This window comes from Paenibacillus contaminans, assembly GCF_003285015.1.
In the GTDB taxonomy this organism is placed as follows: domain Bacteria; phylum Bacillota; class Bacilli; order Paenibacillales; family NBRC-103111; genus Paenibacillus_V; species Paenibacillus_V contaminans.
On sequence record NZ_QMFB01000005.1, the window covers coordinates 370,664 to 388,543 of the forward strand.

At 53.9% G+C, this 17,880-nt stretch carries 15 protein-coding genes; 2 read left to right on the forward strand and 13 right to left on the reverse strand.

Features of this window, described 5'->3' with window-relative positions:
- Positions 1-127: 127 nt before the first annotated feature.
- The 7 genes from DQG23_RS11930 to DQG23_RS11960 form a co-directional block, all read right to left on the reverse strand.
- Positions 128-1,765, reverse strand: coding sequence for a PP2C family protein-serine/threonine phosphatase (locus DQG23_RS11930; RefSeq protein ID WP_113031061.1), 1,638 nt, complete (start codon positions 1,763-1,765; stop codon positions 128-130).
- A 75-nt stretch (positions 1,766-1,840) separates the two neighbouring features.
- Positions 1,841-3,316 (reverse strand): PP2C family protein-serine/threonine phosphatase, encoded by a 1,476-nt coding sequence (locus tag DQG23_RS11935; RefSeq protein WP_113031062.1) that lies wholly within the window; start codon positions 3,314-3,316, stop codon positions 1,841-1,843.
- A 430-nt stretch (positions 3,317-3,746) separates the two neighbouring features.
- Positions 3,747-3,992 carry a DUF1128 domain-containing protein gene (locus tag DQG23_RS11940; RefSeq protein WP_420330226.1) on the reverse strand — a complete coding sequence of 82 codons (246 nt, stop codon included), beginning with the start codon at positions 3,990-3,992 and terminating at the stop codon, positions 3,747-3,749.
- A gap of 150 nt (positions 3,993-4,142) precedes the next feature.
- Positions 4,143-4,508 (reverse strand): DUF4383 domain-containing protein, encoded by a 366-nt coding sequence (locus DQG23_RS11945; protein ID WP_158560419.1) that lies wholly within the window; start codon positions 4,506-4,508, stop codon positions 4,143-4,145.
- Positions 4,509-4,644: 136 nt separating this feature from the next.
- Positions 4,645-5,238 (reverse strand): TetR/AcrR family transcriptional regulator, encoded by a 594-nt coding sequence (locus tag DQG23_RS11950; RefSeq protein ID WP_113031065.1) that lies wholly within the window; start codon positions 5,236-5,238, stop codon positions 4,645-4,647.
- Positions 5,239-5,262: 24 nt separating this feature from the next.
- Entirely contained in the window at positions 5,263-5,904 is a 642-nt protein-coding gene (locus DQG23_RS11955; RefSeq protein ID WP_113031066.1) for a YigZ family protein, read from the reverse strand.
- A 163-nt stretch (positions 5,905-6,067) separates the two neighbouring features.
- Positions 6,068-7,423 (reverse strand): glucose-6-phosphate isomerase, encoded by a 1,356-nt coding sequence (locus tag DQG23_RS11960; protein ID WP_113031067.1) that lies wholly within the window; start codon positions 7,421-7,423, stop codon positions 6,068-6,070.
- 155 nt (positions 7,424-7,578) lie between these two features.
- Here DQG23_RS11960 and DQG23_RS11965 point away from each other — a divergent pair, with 155 nt between their 5' ends.
- Entirely contained in the window at positions 7,579-8,865 is a 1,287-nt protein-coding gene (locus tag DQG23_RS11965) for an NAD(P)-binding domain-containing protein (RefSeq protein ID WP_113031068.1), read from the forward strand.
- Positions 8,866-9,188: 323 nt separating this feature from the next.
- Here DQG23_RS11965 and DQG23_RS42105 read toward each other — a convergent pair whose 3' ends face one another.
- From DQG23_RS42105 to DQG23_RS11985, 5 genes are all read right to left on the reverse strand, one after another.
- Positions 9,189-9,353 carry a hypothetical protein gene (locus tag DQG23_RS42105; RefSeq protein WP_158560420.1) on the reverse strand — a complete coding sequence of 55 codons (165 nt, stop codon included), beginning with the start codon at positions 9,351-9,353 and terminating at the stop codon, positions 9,189-9,191.
- Positions 9,354-9,368: 15 nt separating this feature from the next.
- Positions 9,369-10,160 carry a hypothetical protein gene (locus DQG23_RS11970; RefSeq protein ID WP_113031069.1) on the reverse strand — a complete coding sequence of 264 codons (792 nt, stop codon included), beginning with the start codon at positions 10,158-10,160 and terminating at the stop codon, positions 9,369-9,371.
- A gap of 1,211 nt (positions 10,161-11,371) precedes the next feature.
- The gene (locus DQG23_RS11975) at positions 11,372-11,557 is read right to left on the reverse strand and encodes a hypothetical protein (protein ID WP_113031070.1); all 186 of its coding nucleotides are present in this window, start codon (positions 11,555-11,557) and stop codon (positions 11,372-11,374) included.
- A 16-nt stretch (positions 11,558-11,573) separates the two neighbouring features.
- Positions 11,574-12,044, reverse strand: a complete 471-nt coding sequence (locus DQG23_RS11980) for a hypothetical protein (RefSeq protein ID WP_113031071.1) — start codon at positions 12,042-12,044, stop codon at positions 11,574-11,576.
- A gap of 318 nt (positions 12,045-12,362) precedes the next feature.
- Positions 12,363-13,649: a Gfo/Idh/MocA family protein gene (locus tag DQG23_RS11985; RefSeq protein WP_113031072.1), complete on the reverse strand. Its 1,287-nt coding sequence runs from the start codon at positions 13,647-13,649 to the stop codon at positions 12,363-12,365.
- 190 nt (positions 13,650-13,839) lie between these two features.
- On the opposite strand from DQG23_RS11985, the gene DQG23_RS11990 reads away from it, so the two are divergent.
- Positions 13,840-14,673: an AraC family transcriptional regulator gene (locus DQG23_RS11990; RefSeq protein WP_158560421.1), complete on the forward strand. Its 834-nt coding sequence runs from the start codon at positions 13,840-13,842 to the stop codon at positions 14,671-14,673.
- A 714-nt stretch (positions 14,674-15,387) separates the two neighbouring features.
- Here the strand turns inward: DQG23_RS11990 and DQG23_RS11995 are convergent.
- Positions 15,388-17,724, reverse strand: a complete 2,337-nt coding sequence (locus DQG23_RS11995) for an alpha-L-rhamnosidase-related protein (RefSeq protein ID WP_113031074.1) — start codon at positions 17,722-17,724, stop codon at positions 15,388-15,390.
- Positions 17,725-17,880 lie beyond the last annotated feature (156 nt).

The following is a 17,880-nucleotide window of genomic DNA, read 5'->3' on the forward strand; positions in this document are numbered from 1 at the left end:
CGCAGCACACTTGTCCTTTGTCATTATATGCGCAGGGCTTTGGGTTCCATGTCACAAACTAAAACTCGAGGTTTTCTTTATTAGACGCTGTCCCATCCTCAACAATCCGTTAACCGTCCTCAAATGACTAATCAACGGCCCTGCCCGTCCAGCGGACACAAACGATCGTGCGGTCGTCCTCGGGCTCCGAGCCGGCCCCGTGAGGGAGCTTTTCCATCAATTCGCGAAGCTGCTCGTCCAGCGGCATGCTGCCGTCCGTTTCCGAGAGCCGGCGCTCCCATTCGTCGAAGCCGTAAATCGTGCCGTCGGCATGCAGCGATTCGACGACGCCGTCGGAGTACATGATGAGCCGGTCGCCGGCTGCAAGCTTGTACTCCTCATGCAAATAACGCTCCTCTTCGTCTACGCCAAGCGGCATGGATGAGACCGGAAGCTCCTTCACTTCCCCGCTGTCGCTGACGACATAGGGGGCTAGATGCCCAGCGCTCGCATAATGCAGCCTCCCGATATCCAGCTCGATGAAAGCTAGGCCGGCTGTTACGAGCATTTCCCCTTGCAGCGTCTCCACAATTCTGCGGTTCAGCCTGCTGAGCACCTCGCCGGGCGTCCCTCCGCTTCTCACTTCCAGACGAAACAACGCCAAAACCGACGACATGATCAGCGCAGCCGGCATCCCCTTGCCGATCACATCCCCGACGAGTACGGCCAATCTCCGTTCATCGAGCTTCATCCAATCATAGAAGTCGCCGCCCGTCTCCAAGCTTTGCTCGCATAACGCCGAGCAGAGGAAGGTGCCGTCTCCCTGCAGCGGCGGCGGCAGCAGCTTTTGCTGAACGCTTGCGGCAAGACGAAGCTCCTTCGTCAAATCCTCGTACGCTTTTTCGGTATGTGCCTGCAGCTCGTTGAACGCCTCGGCAAGACGCCCCGATTCGTCCAACGACACGATCGGTATTTTACGGGGGACGCCGCGCTTCTCTGCCTGCAATGCGAACAACCGCCCGGTCAGCAGCCGAACCTCCCGGCGAAATTGCAGCAGCGGCAGCAGCAAACTCCCCAATCCGAAAAAGAAAGAAACGCCTGCGACGACCACAAGCTGGTTGAAATCGAGAGGCTCGCCGCTGAATGTTTTTTCGGCTATCGTTTGCAGTAGCGAAAGGATCGTTAGCAGCAAACAAGAGAAAAACGTCAGCAGCAGCATCCGTTGAAACGATTTGCCGGGTTGATCGGGCAATTTGACGGCGTTTAGCCGCATCAGGAAAGGACGCAGGCTGGCTCGGCTGCTGGTGTACAGCAAAACGGCGAGCATAAGCGCAAGGCTAAGCTCGTGAAGCATGGTCGTGAGCAAATACCATCGTTCTTCCGAAGAACGGAGTAAATGTCCGAACCCTTCGGCGCCGTAATCGAATACATGAAACGCAATCGTAAAAAACACCGAAATCCCCATAATGGCCCAAAATATGTCCACGGGAAAACGGAGCAGCCTGCGAAACGCTTCCTCTCCCGATACGTTCGACTTCCGGCCGTTCGCATAGGCGATTATTTTCCGCAGACGATACCAGGTAAAGAGGAGAAGCATAAGCACGAAAAGCAGAACGGATATAAGCAGAAAAGGAATCGTCGTGTACAGCATTTCTTCAAGCCGGATTTGAAGCCCGTATAGATTCGTGAACATGATGAAGCTTATCCCTGCAAAAAGCGAGAGCGAATAAAGCCCAAAAAAACGCAGCATTAACGAGCCTTCTTTTCCCGTTCCCTCCTTGTTCACGCCCTTCCCCCTCTCTTCTTTCCTTAATCCGTCCGTTTCTCACACGCTTGTCCTTCAAACGCTCCCTGCCGCCGTCTACGTACGGTGCCGCAGTTCGGCCGTAACCGCCGGACGACCTTTTGAAGCGCCTTCACCGCTCCGGGCAAAAACGAACCGGCTTCCCGGCTCCACGGAAATATACGCCGGAGGAATCGGACCGGCCGGCGCATATCCGAGAAGAGGGCTATTCCATGATGCCGATTGCGCGGCATCGATCCCGCGCGCCCCGTCCGAGCAGCACAGCGTAAAGTCTCCCAATGCTCCCGCTTCGACGGCGCCCGTACGCGCATCGACCATGCACAGGCCTACTGCCGCAGGCATCCCGGCCGGAAGCGCGTCGGTAAAATGGCTGCGAAGCCGCTCCAGAACATCGCCGGCGCTTCCGCCGCTGCGAACCTCCGCACGGACAAGCACAAGAAGCGCGGAAATGACCAGCGCCGCAGACATTCCGCTCCCCTGGACGCTGCCTACCACCAAAGCCGTTCTATCTTCATCAAGGGGAATCGCATCGTACAAATCGCCCGTTGCCTCCCCGGCGTCTTGTACGGCAAACGATACGGCCAACGAAGGAAGCATCAGCTCCCGCTCCGGCAAAAGCTGACGAAGCACGCCCCCTGCTAACCGAACGTCTTTTTCCATTTGTTCATATTCGAGGTTCAGCCGCGTTTGCAGCGCATTAAACGCCGAAGCAAGCTTCCCCGTCTCGTCGCCGGCCGCGAGCGGAATACTCCGAAGCAATTCCTCGCGCGGCTTATGCAGCAATCTGCGCAATTCCCCGACGATCCCGTTCAATTCTTTAAAAAATACGCGCGCCACCGTTACGAACAACACCGTCCCAAGCCCTGCCGCAGCCAATACAATCGTCATAAAAACGCCTATTTCAAGCGGAAGGCCTTCCGCAGACCGGTCGTATGCATACCAAATGATCCGTATCCCCGCAAACGCAACAACGCAGCAAAAGGAAACGGCCAGCGGCCGAACGAAGGTATAAAAACGCACATCAGGCATTTCCGTAGTTTGGAGTTTTCTGGCATAACGCCGGAGCAGCAGCTGCAGCAGGCAATAATGCGCTAATCCGAGCAAAAGCATAGTAGAGAGGTTAAAAAGCGTGCTTTTGCCATATTCCAGCCAAAAATCGCTTTCCGCAGCTCCCGCCGACCTGCTTCTGATAAATTGCGCCAGCTGCGAAACGGCCGTGCCGTAAGCGGCAACAATTACGAACGCCTCGGCGGGAAACCGGTTTAAGCGGTTCCATAACCCGGCCGGACTCCCCTTGCTTCCCATGGCCAACCAGCGGCGTACGGGTCCCAGACGAACATACGCATAAGCGAACAATATAATCAATAGCCCCGAATAACCGATGACGGCAGCCAGTGCGCTGATCCACGCCTCTTCGCGGGAGAATCGGGAAATGTACGCATTGGATAAAAAGGTGCCCCCGCCCCCCGCCGCAGCGATACTTATAAAAATAGTCGACAATTTTCGCAACAGCACATAGTCCGCACGAATCAAAATGATGCTCCCTTCCGCTCGAACCTCAGCGATTAATAGGTTGCCGCGAGCGATTTTATCCGGTCATTAGTCCTTAATGCTTACTATATCAGGAAGCCGCTGAACCGAGTAGTAGGGAACCGCATGAAGTTCCGGAAACGTTCGTCCTTCGAACTACTGCGGAGCACGACACGCGCGCCGTAACGCTCGATCACTCCGACGCCCGGCACGCGCCAACGCGAAAAAAGCCCGCATATTGCGGAGCTTGAAAGGCGCGTTGCGACGCTCGATAACCCCGTCTCCCCGCACACGCCAACGCGAAAAAAAGCCCCGCATACTGCGGAGCACGATACGCGCGCAGTAACGCTCGATAACCCCCGTCTCCCCGCACACGCCAACGCGAAAAAGCCCCGCATATTGCGGAGCTTGAAAGGCGCGTTGCGACGCTCGGTTACTTCGCTTCGACTTTGCGCAATCTTCCGAGCTCAAGCACGATCGCATCCATTTCGCTGACGCTGAATGTGCTTTTGCTGTTTACATGATCGTAAATGTCCTTCAAATCTTCATACAGCTCAAAATCGAAATGATCCGGCTTGATTGCGGCACCGGTAGCCACGCGCAGCTTCGTCTTGATCGCCTCGATCATGAAGGCCGCGTTTTCGATCGTTTTTTGCGATAAATCCATTCTTCGTCTCATCCTCTCTCCATCTGTTCGCTTTCCCCATTGTACCACGTTTATGCGAAAATAACCCGCTTAGCGGCAAGCCCGTTCCACTCGGTCAAGACAAAGCCCCCCGCCGCCTAACAACCGGAAGGGAGCTTACCGGAAGTGCCGAAGAGCTTCGGGTCACGCCGTTTTCTTCTGGATGACAAGCTGATTTGTGTTCAGCACGAAACCGATATACGTTCCGAGCGCGCCGAATACGAGATGCACGATATTGTCGGAAAGCGCCAGGTGCATGAGCCCGAACAACTCCGGCACGAAAAAACCGAGGATGCCGAGCAGCAAATAGGCGATCCCGCTGATTTGCGTGTAGCGCAAAGCCCAGCCGGGCAGTACCGATGCGGCAATGCCGGTGATCCCGATCAGCAGATGAAACACATTATGCGCCGTATGCAGGTGAAGAATGCCGAACAAATCCTGGACGAAAAAACCGATAACGCCAATTACCGTAAAAATACTTCCGATCCAGCGCGCGTAAATCCGGTCCAAAATGAAACGCCTCCTTCGCTTGTCTTGAATCTCCGCATGTCCCGCGGTTCGATCCTAATACAAGCTTATGAGGAGGCATCGTTCAAACATGCTCATTCGGCTGTAAAAAAGATCATGACCGCCCGTTCATCCTACGTCAGGATCTCCCGATTCCTTCGCATAAATTGTTGATGTGGTCCTCCGCCATTTTCTTGACTTCGCTATAGGTTTGCCCGTAATGAATCGTATACGTGATGAATCCGTGCATCGACATGAACAAGCTCCAAGGAAGCGTATACATCTTGTGTTGAGCCTCTTTCCGGCTGCCGATAATACCGCGAACGACCGAAGCGAACAAATCGAGGCATTGCGCTTGCTCGACGCGCGAATGCTTGCGAAGCTCGGCGTCGTTGATCAAAAACATAATTTCATAATGATGCGGATTTTCGATGCCGAATTTGATAAACTCCGTCATCAGCCGCTTCAGCTGGCCGATATCGCCCACGCGGCTCCCCTTCAGCATCTCCCGCTGCTTGGCCAAAATCATGGAGAAGTCTTCCTTGACCATGGCATAAAACAGTTCCGCTTTGTCTTTAAAATGATAATACAGCGCGCCATGGCTGTACCCCATTTCCTTGGCGATGCTGCGCATCGTCAAATCCCGATAGCCATGCTTCGCGAACAGTACGGCCGCTTCCTCGAGTATTCGTTCCCTGCTGAGCTCCTGATCGACGCTTCTTCTTGGTGACATGCTTCTTGTCCCCTCTCGCAAACGCTAGCCCGGCAGCGTCTCATGGTCGATATATCGGGCTTCGCCTTTCAAAATCGTCGCCTGTCCCTGCGTCAAATCGGTCATCCAGGCGATAAAGCGATCCGCTTCCTCTTCAAGCGGCAAACAGGCCAGCGTCACCTTGTCGGTAAATGCCGTTTCCCCCATAAGCGTTTGACGCGATCGCAGTTCATTTTCCACTTTGCCGTGCCACGTATATTCGATGGCGACCAGCACCTCGCGGTGAAGCACCCGATACACGGGATCCGCCGCCTCGAGTCCGACTACGGCTCCATCGGTGTAAGCCCGGATGAGACCGCCCGCTCCGAGCATAATGCCGCCGAAATATCGGGTGACGACAACCGCGACATTTTTCAGGCCTTGGTGCTTGATGACTTCCAAAATCGGCTTGCCGGCCGTTCCGCTTGGCTCGCCGTCGTCCGATTGCTTCTGGCACTCGTCCCGCTGGCCGATGACGTAAGCGGAGCAGTTGTGCGTGGCGTTCCAATGCTCTTTTTTGATCGCTTCGATAAAGGCGACCGCTTCCTCCTCGGAGGCGACAGGTTTGGCATGTCCGATAAAACGCGATTTTTTAATGACGATTTCCGCATTCCCGTAACGTTTGACCGTTTTGTAGCTCGCGAGCATGCTTTCCCTCCCCTCGTTTACGTGAATGTATTACAGTATGTGCCGGGCACACGGCCACGAGGCTCCCACCGTCCGGTGTATCGCCCATTTCATAGGGAAGAGCGGCACATCCTGCGACGCGCCGCCTCGTCTTACCGCTAAAGTTCCGTACGTTCCCGTACCGTTATTTCGTCAGCCGAGCTTCCAGCTCCGCTTTTTCTTTCTCGAAGCCCGGTTTGCCCAGCAGCGCGAACATATTTTTCTTGTACGCCTCGACGCCCGGCTGATCGAACGGGTTGACGCCGAGCAGGTAGCCGCTGATGCCGCAAGCCTTCTCGAAGAAATACACCATGTAGCCGAACGTGTAAGGCGTCATGTCCGGCAGCGTCACGATCAGATTCGGCACGCCTCCGTCCGTATGGGCGAGCATCGTGCCCTCGAACGCTTTCTTGTTGACGAAATCCATCGTCCGTCCGCTCAAGAAATTAAGTCCGTCCAGATTGTCCGCATCGGTGCCGATGACGATCTCTTCGGATATCTTGTCTACTTGAATGACCGTCTCGAACAAATTGCGGTTGCCTTCCTGGATAAACTGGCCCATCGAGTGAAGATCCGTCGAGAAATCGACTGCAGCGGGGAAAATCCCCTTATAGTCCTTGCCTTCGCTTTCGCCGTACAACTGCTTCCACCATTCCGACACAAAATGAAGCGAAGGCTCGTAATTGACCAAAATTTCCGTCGTTTTGCCCTTGCGGTACAGCGCATTGCGCACGGCCGCATACTGATAGCATTCGTTCTCGCTAAGCTCAGGGTTTGCGTAACGCTCGCGGGCGTCCGCCGCGCCTTGCATCATGTCCCCGATGTTGATGCCCGCTACTGCAATCGGCAGCAAGCCGACCGCTGTCAGCACGGAGTAACGGCCGCCCACGTCGTCCGGGATGACGAACGATTCGTAGCCTTCCGCCGTCGACAGCTGCTTCAGCGCGCCTTTGGCGCTGTCCGTCGTCGCGTAGATGCGTTTGCGCGCCGCTTCCTTGCCGTACTTGTTCTCCAGCACCTCGCGGAAAATGCGGAATGCGATCGCAGGCTCGGTCGTCGTGCCCGACTTGGAGATGACGTTGACCGAGAAGTCTTTCCCTTCCAGCAGCTGCAGCAGGTGCGTTACATATGTCGAGCTTATGTTGTTGCCGACAAAGTAAATTTCCGGCGTCTTGCGTTTATCCTTCGGAAGCAGGTTGTAGAACGAATGCGACAGCATTTCGATGGCCGCCCGCGCTCCCAAATAAGAACCGCCGATCCCGATGACGACAAGCGCGTCCGAATCCGCTTGAATCCGTTTAGCCGCCTGCTCGATCCGTCCGAACTCTTCTTTATCGTATGCGACGGGCAAATCCACCCAACCCAGGTAGTCCGAGCCCGCTCCCGTTTGTTCGTGAAGCTGGCCGTGCGCCGTGCGTACCGCCGCCGTCAAATAGTCGACCTCATGCTGTCCGATAAACGGCAGCGCTTTGCTGTAATCAAAGCTTAATTTGTTCCCCATGCGGAAAGCTCCCCTCGTCTAACCGATATTCTCTGATTCCCATTATCCGTATGGCCTTACAGGCCATGTTATATCAACAAGCATAATGGCTTCCCTACCGAAATGCAAGTTCCCTCGACAGGTCCGTCATGGTAAAATGATACCGAGGTGATACCATGAAAACGATCGGATTTATCGGCCTCGGAACGATGGGAAAACCGATGGCCATAAACCTGTTGAAAAACGGTTACAACGTGACCGTCTACAACCGCTCTCCGGAAAAAATGGACGAGCTGGCGCTGCTTGGAGCCGATACCTCTTCCTCTCCTGCAGATCTGGCACGTTCGGTAGAAGTCTTATTTACGAATGTGAGCAACGATCAAGCCCTGCTTGACGTCATTTATGGCGCATCGGGCGTATTGGAAGGCACGCATCCGGGTCTGACGGTTATCGACTGCAGTACGGTCGCCCCCCAGACAAGCAGACGCATTCATGAAGAACTGGCATCGCATATGGTCGACTTTCTCGATGCGCCCGTTACCGGAAGCAAGCCAGCGGCGGAAGCCGGCACGCTTGTCTTTATGATCGGCGGGAACGCCGAGGTGTTCGAAGAGAATCGCGATTTGTTCGATGCCCTCGGCAGCAAAATGCTGTACATGGGGCCGTCCGGCTCCGGATCCTCCTCCAAGCTCGCGCATAATACGATGGTCGGCATCAATGCGGCGGGACTTGCCGAAGGCTTGTCGATTGCCGTCAAATCGGGACTCGACCCCGAAATGTTTTTGGAGATCGTACTGGCAGGCAGTGCGAACAGCAAGCAAGCCGAGCTGAAGGGCAGCAAAATTATCGGACGCGACTTTTCCAATCAATTTTCGCTGCAGCTGATGCTGAAGGATTTGCTCCTCGCCTCGCAGCTGACGCAGCAATTCCAGCTCCCCTCGCCGATGCTGAACAGCGCCGCGGCTTTGTTCCAGATGGGTCTGGCGAAAGGGCTCGGCCCGCAGGATCTATGCTCGGTCGTGCAATGCTACGAGGATTGGATGCAGGAGAAAATCGAGCCCAAGCAAGCCGACGAGCCTTCCGGCGACGACGAATCGGCAGCCGCTCCCGACACCAAGGAACGCCGCCGCAATACGCGAATCAGCTTGAATATCAAGCTGCAGCTGTCCGTCTATCAATGGGAGCAGGAGGGCTCGTTCTCCGGCCAGAACATTGAAGGCAATCTGGTCGATTTATCCGAAAGCGGTTTGCAAATCGTCTCCCGATTCCCGCTTGCGCGCGACATGTTCATCGTCATTCACTTTCCGAAGGAAGCCGATTTGCCGCCGATTACCGGCAAAATCATCCGGATCGAATCGAAAAACAACGAATTCCGCTACGGCTGCATGATGTCCGGCCTGCCGCCGTACATCCGCATCAAGCTGGAAGATTACATTAAGCAGCATTCGAGCGAGCAAGCGTAACCCGTATACTTCTCGGTGCGGATTCGGAAACACCCCGCTTACGCCAAACAGGACAATTCTCGGCATCCGCCTTGAAGAATTGTCCTGTGTGTTTTTTTGCTGTCGCGCCGGAACATAATAACCTTTTCCTCACTATCAATGAGTCTAGGCTAACTGTTCTCATGGTAAAACCGCCTTTTGCGCTTACCAATGAGGAGAATCACACTAATAATGTCCTTTTCGAAAAAAGCGACTTCGTAAGCATACGCTGGGACGCGCGTTTACCGTCGAATACAAATAAAGCCCTTCAAGTTAGAAACTTGAAGGGCTTCGGAAGGCGGCTTCTACTTCGCCGCTTTATATTCTTCTTCTATTTTGCCTCGTAAAATAACTGTCCCGTGCTTGGCGTTCGTCAGAGCCGGCTTCTCCGAGTGTTTCACCTTGCGAACGATTTTAATAGGCTCTTTACTATGGTTGCCGCCAAATATTCGATCGATCAAGTTTAGCATCCCGAATCGCCTCCTTTAGCTATATTTTACGACAAATTGTACCAGCTTGTCCATATGACCCAACATGGTAAACGGTTTCACGATCTGTTCCCATTCGCCGATATGCGCTTCTACATCGACGGGATCGGCTATGGCGATCAAGCAGCCCAATCCCAACGTTCCGCTATTTCTTATGAAAAGCAAGGTATCCGAATCCGTATGATCAAAATGGCTCTTAACCTCTTGCCAAATCGGATAGGTAAGCTCCGTCTCGAGAAATTTGGCTATCGCCTTCGTATCCATCCGCTCCTGGTCGATCGAACAGGCACGCCCCCAACGCCACCCCGTCAACTTGTGATTGCCTCGCGAGTTCACGACAAGCACCGCACGTACGTCCGCTCTTTGAAGCTGAAATAAATTGCATACATCGTCAATCAGGGCATCGAATAAGCCGGTTATTTTTTCGTACTTTAATTCTTTGGACGCTTGGCGGTTATTAACGGCTTCCTTAACCTCCGCAATCATTCTCTCATAATTGTTGCGGGACCGGTAAGGCACTGCCGCCGGTGTTTTCGCTTTGATCCGGTTGAAAATAAATGCAGCCGCAAACGCCAACATCGAGCCATAAATCAGAAGCAGTACCGTAAATTTAGCTCTGCCCGCAAGCGCGCCTTCCGCCTTCCACTCCGCCAAAAGCTTAAACGGCTTCGAGAGCCAGTCGTTTAATGCGAACGTCTCTTCAAGTAACGCCGGCACCATAATAATGATAGCGGCAATAATCAGCCTGCCTATTATTGTTCCGATTAGAGCTTGTCCGAATCTCTTCATTTTCCCGGCGTTCCTCCTTTTTACACTTTTACTATACAGTTGTAAAGTTTTCCAAGCAACAAGAAAACCCCTAATCGTTTAGGGGCTTCGACATGGCCTTATTGTTTTCCCCGCAAATAAGCGGTACCGTGGGATGCCGGCGGCAGCGGTTTATTGGCCTTCATCTCAAATTGAAAAAGCTCTTGGCGCGATGAGCTATGAATCTTCCTCCGATTGCTTATCGTGAGATGAAGGTTACTCTTTTTCTTTTTTCCGAACATGTTTATTCCCCCTCATCTCTATCATGGTCAAACGACCTGACTTCTATAACATCTGAGAGAGTAGGCTGCAAAAGCGATGAGAAGGCTTTATAGCCGCCGATTTGGTGCTTCGAGGTAACCGGCTGCGCCGTCAGCTTCATCCAAACCGAAACCGGAGCCGCCGCTCAAGTCGATAGACCCATCCGACGGGTCGGGTCGGGTTTGGGTTTGGGTTTGGGTTTGGGTTTGGGTTTGGGTTTGGGTTTGCGTTTGGGTTTGGGTTTGGGTTTGGGTTCGAGTTGGGTCGGGTCGAGTCGGGTCGGGTTTGGGTTTGGGTTTGGGTTCGAGTTGGATCGGGTCGGGTCGAGTCGAGTCGGGTCAGGCAAATCGGTTTCCCGATTACAAAAGTCAGACACGCGGAAGAGACGGAAGCCTTACATGCTGCACCGTCATCCTTGGCGATGAATTGGAGCTTTCTCTCCCTTATATTCCCCACTGCCATTCTGTCGCTCGTCGTTTGCATTTGCTGCAGTCCGGTTTTGCCCGCTTGAAATCGACTCTGGGTTCTTTCCCTTGCCTGGAGTCCGAAAATGCCCGCTTGCAGTGGCTATTTGACTAGACATACCGGTAAATCCGCTCTCCAAGCAGGTGGAATCGGACTACGGCGTAAGGAGGTACTCGATTCCCTGCTCCAAGCGGGCAAAATCGAGTTCCAGCATAAAGGATCTCCATTCCATTCGGTTCGATGAATCGCTTTGACGACCGACGGCATAAGCACCAAGACTGCTTTGTCCGAACGCCGCAAATACAGCCCAACGAATTGTTGAACCGAGTCATCCAAAAACGAAGGTTTTCTTAGAAGCTTATTTCCGGGTATTTCGGACGCCTCGTCGATCGCACAAATCGCTGACGCCCCAATAAATAGAAAAAAGCTGCCGCAGCAGCCTTCATAGCAAGTCCGGAAGGAAACCGTTATGGCCCGGACCGGGTATCCTTATTTTTTTGATCCAGCTTTCGCGATATCTCTCTCAGTACGGTTACAATATTCGTCAGTGCAAGAAGAATAAAACCAAGCATGATGAAAGTGACGATTTCTCCCGTAAAGAAAGCTACCACGCCCAGTATTAGTGCATAGAACGGATAAACAAACGTCTTCATCTTTCCATCCCCCCGGTCATTGTTTAAGATAGATTTCCATGCTCCCGCTCATGCCAAACGGAATATGTTCGTCTCCCGATCTTACGAATCCCTTCAACTCTATCGAAGGATGCTCGTAATCGAGCAAATCCGATTGCCCGAATACTTCTTTGATCGGGGCGAAAATATTGTAGACGACTTTCTCGCCTTTTTGCAGCTTGATCGGTTTGTTGGTGTCCGTTTTCCCCTCGAGCTTAAACGGATTGCTTTTCGTTCCGTTCTGGTGCTTGATAGGAAAAGCAAGGTAAAAGCTGATGTATTCGATCGCCGCGTTTCCTTTGTTTTCAATTTCAATGTCGTACAACTTGAATTCATTGTTCGACTGGGAATTTATTAACTTCATTGTAATATTCTTATCGTTGAACGGAACAATCTCCTGCTCGGACGAGCATCCGATCAAACCGGCTAAAATAACAGCCACCAACAAAACTTTGACGCTTTTGCTCATAAACTCTCCTTTCGAATCAAGCAAGTTCATTCCATGTTACCATATTTAGGAATATGTGTGTCTATTAAAAAATAAAGAACGGAACGAATCTAGAATTCGTTCCGTTCCCGTTCTCCGGACAAATTCCCCGCAATTTGATCGCTTGCGAGAACAACGTGTTATGATCTTTGCCGGGGAGCGGCCGCTTCTTGGGATATAGTAATTTTTTTCATATTATTTTTGGAGTTTTTTTACTGGACTTGGCGCGTATAAGCAAAAAAGACGGCAAGCGCCGTCTAATCGAATATCAAGCTATTTTGCTCCGGATAATCCCCTAATCTAGAATTTCACCAGCCCGTCAATGTCGACCGGCTGTCCCGTGCGAATCGAAATGTTGCCGGCAATACCCGTCAAGATCGACATCGCTCCGTCCACATGGGACGCCGCGCGGTTCAAGCGGTCTTCCGCCGGCACGCCGAAAATGTCGTTCAGCATAACCGTGTCGCCGCCGCCGTGGCCGCCGATGCCTTCCTCGATCTCGACCTCATACGGCGCTTCGAACATCGGATAAACCATAATTGTTTTATCTTTCACTTTGCCGTCGTCCTCGCTTCGGCCCGCTGCGATAATATGGGAAGCTTCGACCACGTTAACCTCGATTCTGCCTTTGCTGCCGTTAAACACGACGCGGAAGCCTTCCCAAGGCAAGTAAGCGTTGAGCGAATAAGTCAAAATCGCATTGCTCCGGTACCGGACCATAACGCCGAGCGTGTCCTCGATCGTGATGCCTTCACCGAAAACGCTTTGATCGCGGTGATAGCCATCTTCATGCTCCGCATTCAGATACAGCTCCTTGAGCTGTTCGTTGCGGTCCAAATGGATGGCAAAAAAATCGTCTTTCGCCGCCTCGCTGCCGTGCGCCCTCTCGTAAAATTGCGTGACGCCGCGTTTCGCCGCATTTTCTTTGCCGTAAAAGTTAAGTCCGCCCATCGCAAAAACCGATTTCGGCTGCGAGCCCAGCCAGAAGTTGACGAGGTCGAAATGATGCGTCGACTTATGCACCAGCAGACCGCCGCTGTTGGCCTTATCGCGATGCCATCTGCGGAAATAATCCGCGCCGTGCCGAGTGTTGAGCAGCCACTCGAAATGCACCGAGAACACGTCGCCGATCGCGCCGTCCGCGATCAACTCGCGAACCTTCGTATTATGCGGAGCGTAACGGTAGTTGAACGTAACCCGCAAGCTGCGCCCGGTCCGGCGCTTCGCATCCAGAATCGCTTGGCATTTTTCCTCATCCACCGTCATCGGTTTCTCGGTAATGACGTCGCAGCCGAGCTCCATCGCCCGGATGATATACGTATGATGCGTCCGGTCGACGGTCGAAACGATGACGACGTCCGGCTTTTCGGCCGCGATCATTTCGTCGAACCTGTCTTCCTTATAGGTCGGGATCGGGCGAAGCCCGTGCTCCTTCTCAAGCAGCCTGTTCGCGTAATCCATCCGCGTTTGATTGACGTCGCAGAACGCGACAAGCTCCGCCGTCTCCCTATAGTCGCGCGCTACCGCATTGACGAACATATGCGAACGCCCGCCCGTCCCGACGAGCGCGTATTTTTTCTTGGCCATGTCCGGCACCTCCGCCCTTTTATTCGAGTTGCTAATCCTCAATAAAACTATATTCAGATTAGCGCAATATAAGCAATTAAACTATGCCGATATTGCCGTTATTCGGATAAAAGCTTGCATATCTTGCTGCCAAAATAGCTGTTTATTTGCTACAATAACGGTAACTCGAAGTACAAAAGGGGACTGCACGATGGCCGCGGATTTCGAATTTCACCGCAACAAAGTAGCCGGAGCGATGTCGATGCCGGCCAACCATTTTCACGATACATACGAAATCTACTATTTATGCTCGGGGGAGCGGTACTACTTCATCAAGAACAAAACCTATCACGTGAAAGCCGGCGATATCGTCTTCATCGGCAAAAACGAGCTGCACAAAACGACGGAAGCGAACCGGATCGCTCATGAGCGGCTGCTGATCAATTTTCACGAACGCTTCCTGGCGCCGGCGTGGGAGCAGGAAAGCGTCAGCTTACAGCTTCCTTTTCAAAGCGCCGGCCATGTGATACGCCTTGCGGAAGACGACCGGCGGACCGCCGAAGCGCTCCTTCTCGGCATCGAACAGGAAATGAACGCCCGAAAGCAAGGAGCTGCGCTTTATATCAAAGCCCTGCTGACCCAGCTGCTAGTCTTTTGCTCGCGTTTGACGACGGCGTCCGGCATCGACTCGGTGGAGCGTACGGGGCCGCAGGAGCGGAAAATCAACGAAATCGTCGCCTATATCAACAGCCGCTTCGATGATCCGCTCAGCCTGCAGCATATTTCCGAAAGGTTCTTTATTTCGCCCTATCATTTCAGCCGGTTGTTTCGCGACATCACCGGCTTTACGTTCATCGAATATGTGAACAACGTTCGCGTAATGGAAGCCCGGCGGCTGCTCCGCGAAACCGCCATCCCCGTCACCCGCGTTGCCGAGCAAGCGGGCTTCGACAGCATCGCCCATTTCGGCCGGGTTTTCAAGCAGATCGCGCGCTGCTCGCCGACCGCTTACCGGAAAAACGAGCGAGTGCAGGCGGACGGATAAGGACGAAATCCATATAAGCCTGAAATGTCGGCTTGTTTCCCATTCCTCCGCGGACCGTATCGAGCCAAATAGGCCGGAATTGTCGGCCTATTCCACGCCGCTGGCTCGATCGAGCCAAATAGGCCGGAATTGTCGGCCTATTTCCACGCCGCGGGCCGGGTCGAGTCAAATAAGCCGGAAGTGTCGGCTTATTTCCACGCCGCGGGCCCGATCGAGCCAAATAGGCCGGAATTGTCGGCCTATTTCCACGCCGAAGGCCCGATCGAGCCAAATAGGCCGGAATTGTCGGCCTATTTCCACGCCGCGGGCCGGGTCGAGTCAAATAAGCCGGAAGTGCCGGCTTATTTCCACGCCGCGGGCCGGATCGAGTCAAATAAGCCGGAAGTGCCGGCTTATTTCCACGCCGCGGGCCGGATCGAGTCAAATAAGCCGGAAGTGCCGGCTTATTTCCACGCCGCGGGCCCGATCGAGCCAAATAGGCCGGAATTGTCGGCCTATTTCCACGCCGCGGGCCGGGTCGAGTCAAATAAGCCGGAAGTGTCGGCTTATTTCCACGCCGCGGGCCCGATCGAGCCAAATAGGCCGGAATTGTCGGCCTATTTCCACGCCGAAGGCCCGATCGAGCCAAATAGGCCGGAATTGTCGGCCTATTTCCACGCCGCGGGCCGGGTCGAGTCAAATAGGCCGGAAGTGTCGGCCTATTTCTTCGCCTGCTCACCCCTCCACTACGGCCATCGGTTCCCCGTTGACGTACACCGTTTTGTTCGGAATGCGGCGCAGCGCCTCGTCCCCCCACTCGACCTCCAGGCCGACCGATTCCGGCAGCGTGACATGGCAGGTCCAGGAATGCGGATCCTCCCGCTTCCACGAGACGCCGATTCGCCCGTAAGACGATACCGCCGTTCCTTCCGCCCATTCCAGATCGAAAACATGGGGCCGCAAACGTATCTTTCCGTTCCCCGCATCTTCAAGAACATCGACACCTAGAACGGTTTGTGTCAGCATATAAGTCGGCGCCGCTCCCCACCCATGGCAGTGGCTGACCGGTACGTCATCGCGCAAATACGTCGGGGTGTTGCCCTGGAACCGGTGCGGCACCGTACAGGCGGGCGAAGCTGGATCGAACGTTTCCCACCAGGTCGTTGCCCCCCGGTTCAGCATTTCGCCCCAGTAGCTTCGAATCGTATTCGTAAAATCCTCCCCGGCGCCGTTCTGAGCGAGCATCTCCAATACGAAGCATTGGAAAAACGGGCTTTTAACCGGAACGATCGCATTGCGGCTCTCCTGATGCTCCTTATACCGGATGAACTCCGCATAAGTCATCACATCGCACCAAACAGCCAGCACATTCGTTTGCAGCGAAGCGAGCTCCGACTTTCCGCCGTCCGTCACGCAATCGACAAAGCCCCGTTGCTCCTCGTCCCAACAATGGAGACGAATCGCCCGCTTCAGCTCTTCCGCCTTGGCGGTCCAAGCGTTTCCGCAATCGTCCAGCTCCAGCTCCGCGGCGATCTCCGCCAAGCCGAGCAGCGCCTTGCGATGAACACAGCTGATTGCCGTTACGCGCTCCCGCCGGTCGATATGCGGCGCCCAATCCACGAAGCTGTACCCTGCCGCATGCTCTCTATGGTGATAAAGGCCGTGTTCATCCTCATGCCGCCCGAACCATTTGAAGACCTTCACAATATTCGGCCATACGGTCTTAATAAACGGCTCATCCTTCGTATATTTCCAATAATCGCACACCGCCAGCAGCCAATAAGCGCAAAAATCGGGCATCACGGAAGGATTCGATTCCGGTCCGGTAGCCGGAATCGAGCCGTCCGCGTTTTGGATGCGCGCACCCTGCAGCAGCGATTTTCTGACCAGCGCCGTATCTCCGAACAGCGGGTAAATGACCTTCGCCATAACGAGCTCGTCCGCGACCCATAACGCTTTTTCGCGCCATGGGCAATCTTCGAGATGTTCTTGGCTGTTCAGCAAAACCGTCTCTTTGCCGACTTCCCATATCCGGTTCAACAGCGGATCGCTGCATCGGAATTGCCCGATTTCCTCGAACGGATAGCGGACATGCTCGATCCCGCAGCTCTCCAGGACGACAGGCTCCGGGCAAGCATGGAAAGTAAGCTGCATATAACGAAACGCGCGGCGGCCGAACGACGTCCAATCGTTCGCGCCCGGTTTGAGCAAAATCGTATCGACATGGTCCACGTCAAGCGATTCGCCGTAGCGGATGTCGACTGCGCCTCCTGCCGGAGCCGTCAAACGCAGATACGGATAACCGACAACCTCCCGCTCAAAATCGAAAACAAGCCCCGGAAAGGAGCCGGGAGCCGACGCATCGATCGTCGTGTCGGATAGCCGATCCGCCCGATAGTCCGCCGCAGTCGATATCCCGCTAATCATTCCTTTATTCGCATCGATGCGGACAAGCGAGGCAGGCTGCAGCAGTTCGCGGTGCAGGAACGGAATTTCCCTCGGGATCGGCTGTGCAAGCGGAGCACCTCCATCGGCAGCATCAGCCGTAGGCTCCGCAAAATGCCATTCCGAATCGTCGTAAGCCGGCTCCCGCCACTCGTCCTCGCTGCCTGTAATGTATATTTCTTTAAAACCGCCCCATCTGCTGATCCGCGACGTATTTTGCACCCAACGGGGGGATTGGCGAACGCGCCAGCTTGCATCCGTAACGATCGAAGTACGGCCGTTCTCCGACTCAACGTCCAGCTCCGCCCAAAAGCCGGCCGGCCCTCTTTCGAAAGCGATCGTCGATTCGCAAATACCGATGTGGTAACAGACGCATGCAATCGCATTCAGACCCTCATGCAAGTAAGCGGTTATGTCGTACGAATCGGCGTATTGCCAGCGATAGTCGCTCGGAGACGGCCCCATGCCCACATATGTTCCGTTAACAAACAACCTGTATTCCTGATTGGCCGAAAGCCGGATCATGCCGTTCCTGATCTGCGAATCCGCATAAAACGTCCGTCGAAAATCGACGAAGTGGTTGTACTTTCCGTTTATGTCGTTCGACCAAATCCAAGTCGCTTCCATTTTCCTTCTCCTTTTAGAAACGTGTTTAGTAATCGATTACTTAAAAGTTCCGGTTACTTCCGAACATAACACATCCCCGAGGGAAATAAAAGATATTCGCAGAAACAAAAAACAAAATGCAGATTTTAAGTGAACTTACCGCCCGGCGGCAGCCGG